At 65.6% G+C, this 15031-nt stretch carries 13 protein-coding genes; 10 read left to right on the forward strand and 3 right to left on the reverse strand.

Annotated elements, in window-relative coordinates:
- Positions 1 to 20: 20 nt before the first annotated feature.
- Positions 21 to 1100, reverse strand: coding sequence for a glutamine-hydrolyzing carbamoyl-phosphate synthase small subunit (gene carA / locus J1N60_RS05810; RefSeq protein ID WP_312911431.1), 1080 nt, complete (start codon positions 1098 to 1100; stop codon positions 21 to 23).
- A gap of 102 nt (positions 1101 to 1202) precedes the next feature.
- On the opposite strand from carA, the gene J1N60_RS05815 reads away from it, so the two are divergent.
- Positions 1203 to 1616: an Lrp/AsnC family transcriptional regulator gene (locus J1N60_RS05815; protein ID WP_254159320.1), complete on the forward strand. Its 414-nt coding sequence runs from the start codon at positions 1203 to 1205 to the stop codon at positions 1614 to 1616.
- A 33-nt stretch (positions 1617 to 1649) separates the two neighbouring features.
- Here the strand turns inward: J1N60_RS05815 and J1N60_RS05820 are convergent, their stop codons facing one another.
- Complete coding sequence (locus tag J1N60_RS05820) at positions 1650 to 2351, reverse strand: PHP-associated domain-containing protein (RefSeq protein WP_312911434.1); 702 nt, start codon at positions 2349 to 2351, stop codon at positions 1650 to 1652.
- A gap of 53 nt (positions 2352 to 2404) precedes the next feature.
- Between J1N60_RS05820 and J1N60_RS05825 the strand changes: the two genes are divergently transcribed.
- From J1N60_RS05825 to purQ, 6 genes are all read left to right on the forward strand, one after another.
- A complete protein-coding gene (locus J1N60_RS05825) occupies positions 2405 to 3388 on the forward strand; it encodes a diacylglycerol/lipid kinase family protein (protein ID WP_312911436.1) in 984 nt (327 codons plus the stop codon).
- Between the two features lie 103 nt (positions 3389 to 3491).
- Entirely contained in the window at positions 3492 to 4058 is a 567-nt protein-coding gene (locus tag J1N60_RS05830) for an NUDIX hydrolase (RefSeq protein ID WP_312911438.1), read from the forward strand.
- A 91-nt stretch (positions 4059 to 4149) separates the two neighbouring features.
- On the forward strand, positions 4150 to 4446 hold the full coding sequence (locus J1N60_RS05835) for a DUF7853 family protein (protein WP_312911439.1): 297 nt from the start codon (positions 4150 to 4152) through the stop codon (positions 4444 to 4446).
- A gap of 247 nt (positions 4447 to 4693) precedes the next feature.
- Entirely contained in the window at positions 4694 to 4945 is a 252-nt protein-coding gene (purS, locus tag J1N60_RS05840; RefSeq protein ID WP_253432447.1) for a phosphoribosylformylglycinamidine synthase subunit PurS, read from the forward strand.
- Positions 4946 to 5092 (forward strand): hypothetical protein, encoded by a 147-nt coding sequence (locus J1N60_RS05845; protein ID WP_312911441.1) that lies wholly within the window; start codon positions 4946 to 4948, stop codon positions 5090 to 5092.
- Entirely contained in the window at positions 5089 to 5778 is a 690-nt protein-coding gene (gene purQ / locus J1N60_RS05850) for a phosphoribosylformylglycinamidine synthase I (RefSeq protein ID WP_312911442.1), read from the forward strand. The genes J1N60_RS05845 and purQ overlap by 4 nt, the downstream gene beginning before the upstream one ends.
- A 130-nt stretch (positions 5779 to 5908) precedes the next feature.
- Here the strand turns inward: purQ and J1N60_RS05855 are convergent, their stop codons facing one another.
- Positions 5909 to 7033: an MBL fold metallo-hydrolase gene (locus tag J1N60_RS05855; protein WP_312911444.1), complete on the reverse strand. Its 1125-nt coding sequence runs from the start codon at positions 7031 to 7033 to the stop codon at positions 5909 to 5911.
- Between the two features lie 231 nt (positions 7034 to 7264).
- On the opposite strand from J1N60_RS05855, the gene J1N60_RS05860 reads away from it, so the two are divergent.
- The 3 genes from J1N60_RS05860 (at position 7265) to J1N60_RS05870 (ending at position 15030) form a co-directional block, all read left to right on the forward strand.
- On the forward strand, positions 7265 to 10561 hold the full coding sequence (locus tag J1N60_RS05860) for a PAS domain S-box protein (RefSeq protein ID WP_312911446.1): 3297 nt from the start codon (positions 7265 to 7267) through the stop codon (positions 10559 to 10561).
- Between the two features lie 72 nt (positions 10562 to 10633).
- Positions 10634 to 13012, forward strand: a complete 2379-nt coding sequence (locus J1N60_RS05865; RefSeq protein ID WP_312911448.1) for a GAF domain-containing sensor histidine kinase — start codon at positions 10634 to 10636, stop codon at positions 13010 to 13012.
- Positions 13009 to 15030, forward strand: a complete 2022-nt coding sequence (locus tag J1N60_RS05870) for a hypothetical protein (protein ID WP_312911450.1) — start codon at positions 13009 to 13011, stop codon at positions 15028 to 15030. Before J1N60_RS05865 ends, J1N60_RS05870 begins: the two co-directional genes overlap by 4 nt.
- The last annotated feature ends 1 nt before the right edge of the window (position 15031 follow it).

Here is a 15031-nt window from a genome sequence, read left to right on the forward strand (position 1 = left end):
CCTACGGCTGACGAGGTCGCTCAGTCGTCAGCCGGGATCGCACGAGGGGAACGTCGAGGCGCGGCCATCGCGAGGACGTCGTCGAAGAAGTCGAGGGTGTCCTCGGGGCCGGGGTTTGCTTCGGGGTGGTACTGGCGAGTGAGCACGTCGTACTCGATCCCGTCGAGGCCTTCGGGCGTGTCGTCGTTGACGTTGAGCTGGGTGATCTCGAGGTGGTCGCCGGGTTCGGCGACGGTGTAGCCGTGGTTCTGGGTCGTCATCACGACCCGGCCGGACTCGAGGTCGAGGACGGGCTGGTTGACGCCGCGGTGGCCAAAGGTCATCTTCTCGGTGGTCCCACCCAGGGCCTCGGCGACGATCTGTTGGCCGAGACAGATGCCGGCTACGGGCGTGCCCTCGACGAATTCCTGGACGAGGTCGATCGCGGCCTTGAAGTTGACCGGGTCGCCGGGGCCGTTCGAGACGAACAGGACGTCGGGATCGACGGCCTCGACGTCGGCGGTGCTCGCGTCGTGGGGGAGGACGTGAACCGTGGCGCTACGGGCGAGCAGCGAGTCGACGATCGACCCCTTCGCGCCGCAGTCGACGAGCGCGACGGTCGGCCCGTCGTTGTCCGCGCCGCGGACCACGGGTTCGTCGACGCTGACCTGTGCGCCGATCTCGGTGTGGTCGCTCATCGCCCCACACTGCTCGAGTTCCGCGCGGGCGTCGTCGGGGGTGACGCCCTCGCCGACGGCGATGCCGCACTTCATGGCGCCGCCCTCGCGGACGTCGGTGACGACGTCGCGAGTGTCGAGGTGGTCGACGGCCGGAACGCCCTCGGACGCGAGCCAGTCGGCGACGTCGTCGGTGAGCTCGCGAGCCAGGACGGCTCGTGGGTGGATTCGATCGGACTCGAAGCGCTCCTCGCGGACGCCGTAGTTGCCGATCAGCGGGTACGAGAAGGTGAGGATCTGCTCCTCGTAGGAGGGGTCGGTGAGACTCTCCTCGTAGCCGGTGTAAGCTGTTGTGAAAACCAGTTCCCCGCGTGCGGTACCCGGAGCACGAGCACGTCCCTCGAGTACGTGACCGCTCTCCAGCGCAACGTAGGCCGGGTTCATTACGAGATACGTATTGTACGGCCCACCATAAGTGTTGCCTTCGAAGTATTGTTACGAAATTCGTAATCGACAAGTAGGTGCCGTCCGAACAGTCACATCTCAATGGACGACCTGGACCGACACATCCTGAACATTCTCCGGCGAGACGCCCGCACGCCGTACACGGAGATCGCCGAAGAGGTTGGAACGAGCGAGGGGACCGTCAGAAATCGCGTCGAACGTATGAACGCCGACGGTGTGATCGAACGATTCACCGTCACCACGCGCACGGGGAACGTCAAGGCGATGATCGAGATCAGCGTCGCCGTCGACGTCGACACCGCGAGCATCGCCGAGCGCATGGCCGAGTGGGCGGAAGTCGACTTCGTCTGGCAGGTCTCGGGCGAACAGGACGTCGTACTCGTCGTCGACGCCGCCGACACCCGCAGCGTCAACGAACTCATCACGCAGGCGCGCGAGCAGGAGGAGGTCGTGAGCACGAAGACGCGGCTGATTCTCGAGGAAAAACTGGGCTGATTCTCGAGGAAAAACTGGGCCAGGCATCGAGAACTAGCTCTGTGGGGGTTCCCCGACGCCGGGCGTCGGCTTTGAGAGCAGGTCTTCCGGGTGTTTTCGGCTGTGGATCGCCCGATACCAGCGACGGATAAACCGGTCGACGGGCCGTCGATCGACGACCGCTTCGACCCGATCGTCCCGGATCGCCTCGACGACCGACTCGGGGGTCAGTTCGTCGGCGTCGATTCGCGTGTACGCCCGGCCGACCTCGATCGGGTAGTGGGCGTCGCTCCCGGCGACCAGGGGGACATCGTGTTCGGTCGCAAGTCGCTCGACCAGTGGCTGCGTCCGGGGGTGTTTGCCGTTGATCTCGATGGCGTCGAACGGGAGGTCCGGGACGTCGGTCACTGTGCTGTTTCGAAACGGATGGGCGACGATAGCCGCACAGCCACGGTCGTGGGCCATCTCGATCACCTCTGCGGGGGTGTACTCGAGCGGGACCGTCTCCGCTGGCGGATCCGGGCCGACGACCAGGACGTGTCCGCGCGTCGTCGTAACCTCGATTCCGGGGACGACCGTGGCGGCCTCGCGCTCGAAGGGGGTGTAGTAGTCGTGATTGGTCGTCGCGACGCCGTCGAGCCCGCGCCAGCGGGCGGTTCGAGCGAGGAGCGAGACGCCGATTGGATCGTACCGATCCCCGAGTCCCCGATGGCCGTGAAAGAACCGGGTGTGTGCGTGTAAATCGACGGCGAACATACCCTGGACAACGATGGGGGAGGGTTTTTGTTTTGGGGACAGTTGGTGTTGGCATGTACGTCCCGATGGTCCCTCCTGGCTCGGTCAGAGCAGACGGTTCCGGGGTCGCCGAATCGACCGACAGAGTCGTGATCTGTAACCCGGTGAGCGGGAGCGAGGACCACCTCGAGCAGGTGCACGCGCTGGCGACAGAGGGTGGGTGGGCGTTGCGTGTGACCGAATCCGAAGGCGACGCCCGCGAGTACGCCCGGGAAGCGGCCGAGAGCGGGACGGACCTCGTCGCAGCGGCCGGCGGCGACGGGACGGTGAACGAGGTTGTCGACGGATTCGTCGACTCCGGAGTCGAGGACTGGCCGACGCTGCTGATCGTCCCCGCCGGGACGGGCAACAACGCCGCGTCGAACCTCGGCATCGAGAGCATCGGCGAGGCGTTCTCGCTGGCGGAGTCGGGCCGACGAAGACGCCTCGACCTCGGGCGGGCCAACGACCGCGCGTTTCTCAACTCCTGTATCGGCGGGCTGACCGCCGAGGCCAGCCTCGAGACCGACTCCGAGAGCAAACGCCGGTTCGGCGTGCTCGCGTACGTGCTCAAGACGATCGAGACGGCGACGAACTACAACGGAGCGCCATTGCGGGTCACCCTCGAGAACGCCGACAGAGAGACGTCCGTCGTCTGGGAGGGAGACGTCGCGCTCGCGTTCATCGGGAACTGTCGCCGGTTCGGCCGTCGCCAGGCACAGGCCCACGCCGAGGACGGGTTGCTCGAGGTGACTCTCGTCGAGAACGCGTCGATGCCGTCGATGGTCGGTGCGACGGCGCTCGAGCACCTCTTCGACCGGGAGACGGACGGTCTCGTTCGCAACCGCGTGCCGCGGGTAACGATCGAGAGTCTCCACGACGAACCGATCACCTACAGCCTCGACGGCGAGGTGCTCGCGGCCGAGGAACTCGATCTCGAGACCCTCCCGGGAGCGATTTCGGTCGTCGTGGGGGACGACTACGCGTCGAACCCGGACGCCGAGGGTGCGGGCTTGTAGAGCTGGTAGGGGAGGGCTCGAGGGGGCTGGTAGGGCTGGTCTCGAGGAACTCCCCCTCCCGAAAGCCGATACTGGTTTCACGGACGCCCCGTTCAGTTGTCGTATGAACGAGTCGACGGATTCCGAAGAACTGCCACACAAGAACGCTGCCCAGGACGTGATCGCGGTCGACGCCGACGACACCGAACTCGGCCTGGTCAACCGCCTCGAGGCTCACACCGGCGAGGGGACGCGCCACCGGGCCTTTACGTCGCTCGTGTTCGACCAGGACGACAACATCCTGCTCGCCCAGCGAGCCCCCGGAAAGCGCCTCTGGGGGACCTACTGGGACGGGACGGTCGCCTCCCACCCCGTCGAGGGCCAGAGCCAGGAGGACGCGACGCGCCAGCGTCTCGAGGAGGAACTCGGCATCACACCGGATCAGTACGAGGACCTCCGCCTCACCGACCGCTTCGAGTACAAGCGGTACTTCGAGAACGCAGGCGTCGAGCACGAAGTCTGTGCCGTCCTCGAGGTGACGCTCCACGACACGACGCTCGATCCGGACGAGGAGGAGGTCGCGGGCCTCATGTGGGTGCCCTACGAGCGACTCTCGACCCATCCCGAGTGGTACCGACAACTTCGCCTCTGTCCCTGGTTCGAGATCGCGATGCGGCGGGACACCCGGTGAGCGACTTCCAGGCATGTTAACAATCGACAAGGCTTATTAGTGGACGGTCCTTACTGTCAGCCAGCGGTCGGTAGAGCCGACCCGTGACACGATGAGTACACCTCCACAGGAAGCCGATAGCCGCACTGTCGACCTCTCGCGCGAAGAGCGCTGGGTCGTTCATCACGCCCTCGTCCAGCGTGCCGACACGTACCTCGAGGACGAGCGAACCATCCCGGCGTGGCTCGTCCAGGTCGTCGAGAGCATCGAGGCCGACGACGACACGATTACGGTCAGACAGGGCCAGAAACTCATCTCGCTGCTCCGGGGTGACCGCGTTTCGATTCCGGACGCGGACCAGGAGGCCGTCGACGGCGCGCTCGTCGAACTCGAGGCCGCGCTGGTCTGACGTCCATTTTCGTCCTCACGAACGCGACTTCTCGATTCTACGTTACAACCCGTCGAACCGTGCTACCGAACGCGGGATGGCCGTCCATCACACCGAAGCGAACCCCTGGCGCTTCCTTCGGTCGTCGAACGCCCAGATTGCTCTCGAGAACTTCCGGAACCTCGAGCAGCGGTTGATACTATCCACGAACGTGTATGACGAGGCGAACCCGAAAGCGTTTTTGAGCACGGATGCGGGGATTCAGACGATGACCGCCTACACCGCCACGGTGACCGTCCGACTCAAACGCGGCGTCCTCGACCCCGAGGCCGAGACCACCCGCCGTGCCCTCGAGCGACTGGGGTTCTCGCTCGAGGCGCTTCGCTCGGCCGATCGCTTCGAGATCGACCTCGAGGCGGCGTCGGCCGACGAGGCGGCTGATCGAGCCGACGAGATGGCCGAACGACTGCTCGCGAACCCGACCATCCACGACTACGACGTGGCGGTCGACGAGCGATAGATGACGGTGGCACGTGCGTCGACGCCGGTGCCCATGCCGACGTCGACCGAGACTCGCCACACCGAGAAGCCAACGGTGCCGACGATGACGGTCGCCGTCAACCCGACACCGACCGGGAGTCGCCACACCAGGGGGTGCCGACGGTGACGGTCGCCGTCGTCCGCTTCGGCGGCTCGAACTGCGACCGCGACGCCGAAGCCGCCCTCGGGCACCTGAACATCGACGCCGAAATCGTCTGGCACGAGGACGGCCTCCCCGCGGACACGACGGGTATCGTCCTCCCCGGCGGCTTCTCCTATGGCGACTACCTTCGCGCGGGCGCGATGGCCGCCCGGTCCCCGATCCTCGAGGAGGTGCGCGAGGCGGCCGCCGAGGGCGTCCCCGTCCTCGGGATCTGTAACGGCGCCCAGGTCGGCTGCGAGTCCGGCCTGACCGAGGGGGCGTTCACGACGAACGAGAGCGCCCGCTTCCAGTGTGAGCACGTCTTCCTGCGCGTCGAACGCACCGACGCGCCCTGGACGGCCGCCTTCGAGGAGGGCGACGTAATCGAGATCCCGATCGCCCACGGCGAGGGCCGCTTCGAGATCGAGGAGGACCGACTCACCCGCCTCGAGACCGAGGACCGCGTCCTTTTCCGGTACTGCGACGCCGAGGGCAACCTCACCGACGACGCCAATCCGAACGGCTCGAAGCACAACGTTGCGGGCGTGCTGGGCGAGAGCGAGACGGTGGCGGTACTGATGCCCCACCCCGAACGGGCGACGCTCCCTGACGTTGGCGGGACGGACGGACAGGAAATTCTGCGCGGATTCGAACGGGCCCTCGAGGGGTAATCGGCGACGGGGTCAGCCTCGAGCGGACTCTACTCGAGCGGCCCTTGATCGAGTGGACTACACTCGAACCGACTCCACTCGAGCGAATCATGCTCGATACACTCTGCTCGAACGAACGAACGACGATGGCTCAGTTGGCCGCGCAGTTGTTGGGTCCGAGCTCGAGGGTTTCGACGTCGCCACCTGGCTGTTCTTTGCCCCAGTTGATCTGCTTGATCTCGTTGTAGTTCGCGGGTTCGTCGGAGAGATTCTCGACGATGGTTTCGACGAACGCCTCTTCGTCACCATCTTCGACGTACCCCAGGAGTTCGTTCGTCGTCTCCGCCCGGAGGTCGCCGAGTTCGGTCGCGAGCGGGCGCACGTCCTCGTCGTTGAAGTGCCCGGGGAGGACGACGGCCTCGTCGGGGAGGTCGAGGAGTCCGTCGAGGCTGTCGAACAACTGGCCGGACGCCTCGCGGATGGCGTCCTCGGAGCCGTCCTCGAGGTCGGGACGGCCGACGCTCCGGAGGAACAGGGTGTCCCCGGAGAGGAGTGCGTCGCCGAAACGGAACGAGACGCTTCCGGGCGTGTGGCCGGGCGTGTGTATCGTTTCGAGCTCCCGGCCACCGACCGAAATCGTGTCGCCGTCTGCGAGGGCCGTGATGTCCTCGAGTTCGCCCGTGTCCGCCGCGTGGAGATAGTACGGGACGTCGAGTTCGCCGGCCAGTTGACGCGCCCCGGAGACGTGATCGGCGTGGGCGTGGGTGTCGACGACGCCGACGATTTCGAGGTCGCGGTCGTCGGCGAGGCCCAGGTACCGGTCGACGTACTGGGTCGGATCGACGACGACGGCTTCCTCGCCGTCGTGGACGAGGTAGGAGACACAGCCAGTTCCGGGTCGGACGATCTGTACGACGCCGTCAATATCGGGGATTTCGTACTCCCGGTGGACGCGGCCCCAGTCGTTCATTCCGTCTGGGATCGACTTCGCGTCGAACCCGTGGTCGCGGAGGAACTCGGCCGCGCGAGCGGACGTGACGCCCGCGACGCAGACGACGGCGATCTCCTCGTCCTCGGGGAGGTCCTCGAGGTGATCTTCGAGCCCCGAGTAGTCGTACTCGAGCAGTTCGTCGTAGACCGGGACGTTCGTGCTGGTCGGAATCTGCCACTCTTCGTAGTCGTCCTCGTTGCGGACGTCGAGGACGAACAGGTCCTCGGCATGGTCGTCAACGATGCGGCGGGCAACCTCGGACGCGTCGATATCAGTATTGCTCATCCTATACAATACTATCTGCGCAGGCGATTATAAATGTGTTGCAGGCTGTCGCGGCGCTCTGCGCTGGCCTTCAGCAATGGTATTCGGGAAAAACGCTTCGCGAGCCCTCACCACCGTTAATTTCCCATAGCTTAAAGTGGACTCAATTCCTGAGTCGACTCGAACACTAAAGACGGGGCCGTTCCTTGTAGATTGCAACTGAACGACAGCACCCGTTCTGGAACTCGAGTCATGGACACACGAACCCGCGTCATATACGTCGACCCCGACTGCACCGATCGCGTCGCCTCCGCCGTTCGAGCAGTCGGTCTCGACCTCGAGTGCGTCGAGAGCGACGAGGCGTGTCTCGACCGACTCGAGTCCGCCGATTGCGTCATTACGGAGTACGACCTCGGCTCCGCCGCGAGAACTGGCCTCGACCTCCACCGAGCGATTCGCCGGCGGGCGCCGGACGTTCCGGTCGTGCTCTACACCGACGCCGGTACCGAAGCCATCGCGGGCGAGGCGCTCGCCGCCGGCGTCGCCGGCTACGTTCCGAAGTCACAGGGCGTCGAGACGCTCGTGACCCGCGTGCTCGAGGCGATCGTCGAGACGGAAACCGGTGCTAACCCGGACCTCGGTCACGGCTCCGATTCCGAACCCGACTCCGGTCTCAACTCAGACTCAGAACCCGAACCCGACCCCAACCCCCACCCTGACTCCAGCGACTCGTCCTCGCTCGCAAAAACGCACGACGAGCGAAACGAATCGTTCCTCGAGTCGTCTCCTGACCACGTCCACCTCATCGTCGAGCAGTCGCCGTTTGCGATCATCAAGTGGACTCCCGATTTCGAGGTCCGCCACTGGAACGACGCCGCGGCCGACCTGTTCGGCTACACCGCGGCGGAAGCGATTGGCCGTCACGCGACCGACCTCGTCGTCCCCCGGGAGCAACGCGACGCGATTACCGACTGGTGGGCGACCTGGCTCGAGGGCGAGCCGAGTACGAATCACGGTATCTCGCGAAACGTCGCCAAAGACGGGACGTCGTTTCGGTGCGAGTGGTCCACGACGCCCCTTGTCGACGCTGACGGCACCGTCACGGGAGCCCTCTCGTTCGTCCGCGACATGACGTCGGAGTTTCGGCGGTCGCTCGCACTCGAGACGCTCCAGGAGACGACCCAGGCGCTGATGCAGACGAGTTCGGAGGCCGAAATCGGCTCGCTGGTCATCGACGCGACGGACGAGATTATCGACGACGTCCTCGCCGGTATCCGGGTCTACGACGAGGACGCGAACCGACTCGACCTGGTGGCGGTGAGCGATCGACTCGAGGAGCAAACGGTGCAGTTTACGCCGGTCGGTCCCGGCGACGACCCGCTGTGGTCGACCTACGAATCCGGATCGCCGGTCGTCATCGAGGACGCCTCCGCGGAGATGGTCCCCTACGACCTCACCGACGAGGTGGGCAACGCCGTCATCTACCCGCTCGGCGAGCACGGCCTGCTGACCGTCGCCGCCTCCGGGTCCGCCACGATCGAGGAGACCGACCTCACCTTGATACAAATTCTCGCGGCAACGGCCGAAGCCGCCTTCGACCAGGCCGCCCGCGAGCGCGAACTCGAGCGGGCGAAGACGGTCGTCGAGGCCGTCGGCGATAGCCTGTATGCCGTCGACACCCAGGGGACGCTCGTCACGGTCAACGACACGATGGTCGAGATCACCGGTTACGATCGGGACACCCTCGTCGGACTCCACGCCTCCGAAATCCTCACTGACGAGAGTTTCGAGCGCGGCGCCCGGGTGGTCGAACGGCTCGCTGCTTGCGACGGCGACGGCGGCAGAGACGAGGTCGCGACCTACGACGTCGACATCGTCAGCGCGAGCGGGGACATCGTCCCCTGCGAGGTCAACACCACGCTCCTCGAGGACGAAGGCGACCTCTCGGGCAGCGTCGGCATCCTCCGGGACGTCACCGATCGAAAGCAGATGGAACGAGAGCTCGTCGATCATCGGGAGAAGATGGCGAAACTCCACGAGATCGCCTCCCGCCTCGACTCGTGTGAAACGCCCCAGGACGTCTACGACCTCACCGTCGAAACCGCCGAGGACGTCCTCGAGTTCGACGTCTGCGTCGTCGACCGCGTCGACGGCGAGTACCTCGAAACCGTCGCCGTCTCCTCGACGATCCACGAAGACGGGTTCTCGAGTCGCGCGCCGATCGATCAGGGCATCGCCGGGAAAACCTATCGAAACGACCGGACGTACCGGCTCGACGACCTCAGAGCCGACGAGGAGGCAACGCCCGAACGCGACTCCTACCGGTCGGCGCTGAGTGCGCCGATCGGAGGCCGCGGAATCTTCCAGGCGGTCTCGACGGACGTGGGTGCGTTCGACCGGGCCGACCAGGAACTGACCGAGTTGTTGCTCTCGCACGTCACGGATACGCTCGACCGTCTCGCGTTCGAAACCCGGCTCAAGGCGGAACGCGACCGCTTCGCTGCGCTCTTCGAGAACGTCCCCGACGCGATCGTCAGCACGAAGCGCGTCCCCGAGGGCCCGATCGTCGAGCAGGTGAACCCGGCGTTCGAGCGAATATTCGGGTACGAGGAGTCCGAACTGCTCGAGGAACCGCTCGATTCGTTCATCGTGCCTCCCGATCGCTTCGGGCACGCCCAGGAGATCAACGAGCGCGGGACGAAGGGAGAGGCTGTCGAGGCGGAGGTCAAGCGTCGGACGAGCGACGGGCTCCGCGACTTCATGATGCGGGTCGTCCCGATGGACATGACCGGATCGACCGACCGCGCGTTCGGCCTCTACACCGACATCACGGCCCAGAAACAGCACCAGAAGCGCGTCGAGATCCTGAATCGCGTCCTCCGACACGATCTGCGAAACGGCATGAACATCATCAACGGCTGCGCGGAGATGCTCGCGGAGGTCGTCGAGGACGAGGCCGACCGGGACTTTGCCGAAGCGATTCAGGAACGGGCTGGCGAACTCATCAGCCTCGCCGAGAAGACCCGAGCGGTCGAACGAACGCTGGATCGCGACGGCGCGGCGACCGGCCCTGTCGACGTCGTCGACTGCGTCGAAACCGCCCTCGACCGAATCGACACGGAGTACCCGTCCGTGGACGTCGACTGTACGCTCCCCGATCGGGCACACGCTCGTGCCGACGAACTCCTCGCCGACGCGATCTTCCACGTCCTCGAGAACGCCATCGAACACAGCGACCGGGCGGAACCGACGATCGAGATCGGTCTCGAGGTGGACGACGACGACACGCTCACGCTCACGGTCGCCGACGACGGCCCCGGCATTCCTGGGGAAGAGCGTGCGCTCTTGCAGGAAGACGAAGAGATTACCCAGCTCCGTCACGCCAGCGGGCTCGGGCTGTGGCTCGTCAACTGGGTGATCACCCAGTCCGGCGGTCAGTTGACCTTCCAGGAGAACGATCCGCGAGGCACCATCGTCAGGATGCAGATCCCGACGGCCGACGTGCCGACGCGCTCAGCGGCGATGGACGGGACGGCGGCGAGCGACTGATTCGAGCGGGTCACGACGGCGATTCGCGGGAGCCACAATGGCTTTAATATGTGGGAATCGATCGCTATTATCATGGATACCCCCGAAATGTCGCTCCTGCTGGTCGGTTCGCCGCCCTGCAGGGACGACCTCACGTCCGTACTGTCGAATGCGGGGTGGTCCCTACGAACCGAATCGACTGTCGAGGATGCGCGAGCGCGACTCGTGGCGGATTCGTCGGACTCGGTCGACTGTCTCCTCGTGGCGACGGGCTCGCCCTACGAGACGGTTTCGGCGCTCGAGGAGGTTCGACCACTGGTTCCGATTCTGGCGTTGCTTCCCGATTCTGATTCTGATTCTATCACTGACCCCGATCTCGACCCCGTTCCTGACCCCGACATCCCCAGCGATCCCACCGCCGACCCAGCCACGATTCTGGAGGCAGGGGCCACCGATTACGTCGTCCAGGCGGGGTCGATCGAGGCATGGGGTCCGCTCCTCTGTCGGCGACTCGAGGTGGCTCGCGACCGCGCTCTGGAACGCATCGCCTCGCGTGCGTTGTACGACGGGGCCCACGGAACGGACGCGGCACTTCACTGCCTGTTCGACGCGGAGTTACGACACGTCGTCGCCGTCGGCGGGGCGCTCGGTCGCGGCCTCGAGGCGTCGTCGCTCGAGGGCGTTGCGATCGACGAACTGGCGGCAGACGGGTCCGTCGACTCGGACGACCGCTCCGAGAGCGGCCTGGACCCGGGCGCCTGCACCCACCTCGAAGCCAACTACGTCGCCGCGCTTGAGGGAACCGCTCGGCGACGGGAATTTCGCCTCCGTGGACGCCCGTACGCGGTCGAAACGACGCCCGTCCCGGACCTCGAGGGCCGGTTCGGCATCGCCCGGTATCGACCGGTGCCGGAAACGACGCCCCGGGAGACCCGGGACAAACTCGATCGCCTCTCGGCAATCGCTTCGGAACTCGACGAGTACGACGACGAGTCTCTTATCTGTCGACGGACGGTCGAAACCGCTGCCCAGGTCCTCGAGTTCGACGCGTGTTCGATCACCGAACGGATAGACGACGAACTCGTCCCGCTCGCGGCGACCGCGTCGGACCCATCACAGTCACTCGAATACCACTCCGCCGACGACGGAATCGCCGGGGAGACCCTTCGCCGGGGTAAATCGATCGTCGTCGACGACATTCGCGACGACCCGGTCGCCCGATCGACCGACGATCGCTACCGGTCGGGGCTCTCGATCCCGGTCGGGGAGTTTGGCGTGTTCCAGGCGGCGTCGGTCGAGCCTCGCGCCTTCAGCGATACCGACCGCGAACTCGCCGAACTGCTCGTCTCCAACGCCACCCACGCGATCGAACGGGTTCGCTACGATCGGACGATCACCCGCGAACGCGACCGCTTCGCGGCACTCTTCCAGAACGTGCCGGATGCGGCCGTCCAGTACGTCGTCGAGACGGACGAGTCCGGCGAGCCCAAACCCATCGTCGAAGCCGTCAACGCGGCGTTCGTGCGGCTGTTCGGCTACGAACCGGTGGACGCCATCGGCCAGTCGACGTGCGACCTGCTGGTCCCGGACGACGACGAGGCGCTCGAGGCCGCCCGGTCGCTCTACAACACCGTCGCCCAGGGCGAGCGCCTCGAGGCGGAGGTAACCCGACTGGGCGTCGACGGACTCGCCCCGTTCTTGCTCCGGAGCGCCCCCGTGGGAACCGACGGCGACGACCAGCGCGGCTACTTCATCTACACCGACATCGGCGAACTCGTCGAACGCGAACGTCAACTCGAGCGCCAGAACGAACGCCTCGATACGTTCGCCTCGGTCGTCAGTCACGACCTGCGAAACCCGCTGTCTATCGCCAGCGGCTACCTCGAAACGGCCCTCGACACGGGAGAGCGCGAACACCTTCACGTCGTCGCCGAGGAACACGACCGAATGTACGACATGATCGAAGACCTGTTGCAACTGGCTCGTCAGGGCGACTCGATCGGCGACGTCGAACCCGTCGACCTCGAGGCCGTCGCCGAGCGCTCGTGGGACGGCGTCGACACCGCCGACGCGACCCTGTCGATCGAGTCGGTACCGGCGGTCGAGGGTGACGCCGACCGCTTACAGCACCTCTTCGAGAACCTGTTTCGAAACGCGGTCCTCCACGGGGGCGATCAGGTCTCCGTCACCGTCGGGACCTGCGAGAACGGCTTCTACGTCGAAGACGACGGTCCGGGCATTCCGGACATGATGAAAGACGAAGTCCTCGAGATGGGCGTCTCGACGGCGAAAGGGCAGGGTGGAAACGGGTTCGGGCTGGCGATCGTTTCCGAAATCGCGGTGGCACACGGCTGGCGCGTCGACGTCGTCGACGGCGCCGCGGGCGGCGCTCGCTTCGAAATCTCGATTGACGAGAGTCGACTCGGCGGCCTCGAGTCGCTGACCGGCGGGGCTGGTGGTCGGGACAGATGATCGACATCTCGGTGATCGATACGACTATCCGTGCGACCGATCCGGCCGACAACAGCGTCGAACTCGACGTCGTCGGCTGGGATCGCATCGACGATCACTACACGTTCACCGAACCGGTCGACGACGTGATCTCTGCTCGAGTGTCAGAGCTTGCGTTGCCAGCGAACTTCCCACTCCTCTCGGAAGTCTTCGCCGACGGTACCGCCCGTCGACGCGCCGCCATCGACGACGAAAGCCGACTCGATATCGATCCCGGCTCGTATCGGCTGCTGATCGAGGCGCCGGTTCAGGTGACGATCCGGTTCGACGGCGAGGCCACGATCAGGTCCACCGACGGCGAACTCACGATTTCGTTTCCCCACCCACAGCGAGTGAGCCTCGGCTTCACGACCTGGCTCAAACGCCCGCGAGAGACGATCACCGTCCCGCGAACGCCCGAGGGGATCGCGACGGGACTCTCACACATGTCAGCGTCGATTCGAGCGGCCAATTCGCAAAAAGTCACGGCCATGAACCGGCCTCACCCGCCGAGAATCCGATACGACGACTCGCTCGAGGTGCCGGACGCCGTTCGCAATCGCACCCCCGAAACCGGAATCGAACTGCGGATTCCATCCAGTCTCGAGTACCTGTTTCCCGCCGCCCCGCTCGTCTACTACCTGGGTGCCAGGATTCGCCTCGGACCCGGCGATCCCGTCCTCTCGATCGACGGTGCGGAACGGTATCGGTTCGAGTCGATGCCGGGATTCCAGTACCAGTGTGCGTCCCTGCTCAGGCGCGTGTTCCTGCTCGACATGCTGGTGCGAAGCGATCAGCACACCGACGTCCCACCCCAGGAACTCGACTTGTTCTCGCTCCTCGAGTTCGACCCTGCTACCTGCGTCGACTTCGAACCGGGTCCCCAGCTCGCGTACTACCTCGAGGCCGACTTCGAGCGAATCAGCCACGCCCTGCCGGACTGGCACTTCGTCGGATACGTCGAGCCGACGCTAGACCACGTCGAGGCGATCCCGTACCTGCTCCAGTACCTGGCGACGATCTATCACCCAGCGGCCGCGCCGGGATCGACGTCCGGCGGCGAGGCGCATCGACGCTGGCAACGGGCACCCGACACCGTTCCACGGCGGCTCGTCGAAGGCGGTCCGCACGGGAGCGCCGCGGTCTGGATGGCCGACGGCGCGCCGCCGGATCCGACGCTGTTTCGCGCGTCGCCGGCGGGCTTCGTCAATCGACCCGAGTACGTCGACCGCGCGGAAACTGCCGGAAGCGTCGTCGTCGTCTGCAACGATGCGAGTCGAACCGACGAGTGTGCGGCTGCCGTGAACCGCTACCGCACCACCGGCCCCGCGGACATCGACCTCGAGGTTCGCACCGACCTCTCGTGTGCCGACCTGCGCGAGCAATTCGAACGGGGAGCCGACTTCCTGCACTTCGTCGGCGACTGTCGAGACGGACTGTCGTGTCCAGACGGCACGCTGGCCCTCGAGACCCTCGAGCAATCGCACGTTCGACTCTTCTTCCTCGATGGGTACGATTCGCTCGAGGCAGGCGAGACCTGCATCGAACGCGGGAGCGTCGGCGGATTCGTCCGGGGAGCGGGCGAACTGAATCCGGCCTACCGCGAGCGACTGCTCGGACTGTTCGCCCAGGGACTCACCGTCGACCAGACGGTTCGCTACGCCGCTCTCCCTGCCGACGAGCGAGGAGACGTTGTCGCACTCGGCGACGCCCATCAGCAACTCGCGAGAATGTTGAACCTCTACTGCGTCCCCGCCGTCGTGGAGGCCCGTGACGCGCTCACCTACCAGGTGGAGGCCTACCCCTACATTCCCGAGGCGGGCTTCATCTGGCGACCGGGGCCACTCAACGTCGAACCCCGACTCTGTGGCAACCCGTTTCACCTGACCATGTCGGGGGTACAGTTCGAGTCGCTGGTCGAGTTCGAGAACTTGCTGCCCATCGAGGGCGACACCGTCTACTGGGACTCGAGTCGGGGCCTGTTCTACCCGCTGTTTTGAT

It is taken from the genome of Natronosalvus caseinilyticus (genome assembly GCF_017357105.1).
Classification (GTDB): domain Archaea; phylum Halobacteriota; class Halobacteria; order Halobacteriales; family Natrialbaceae; genus Natronosalvus; species Natronosalvus caseinilyticus.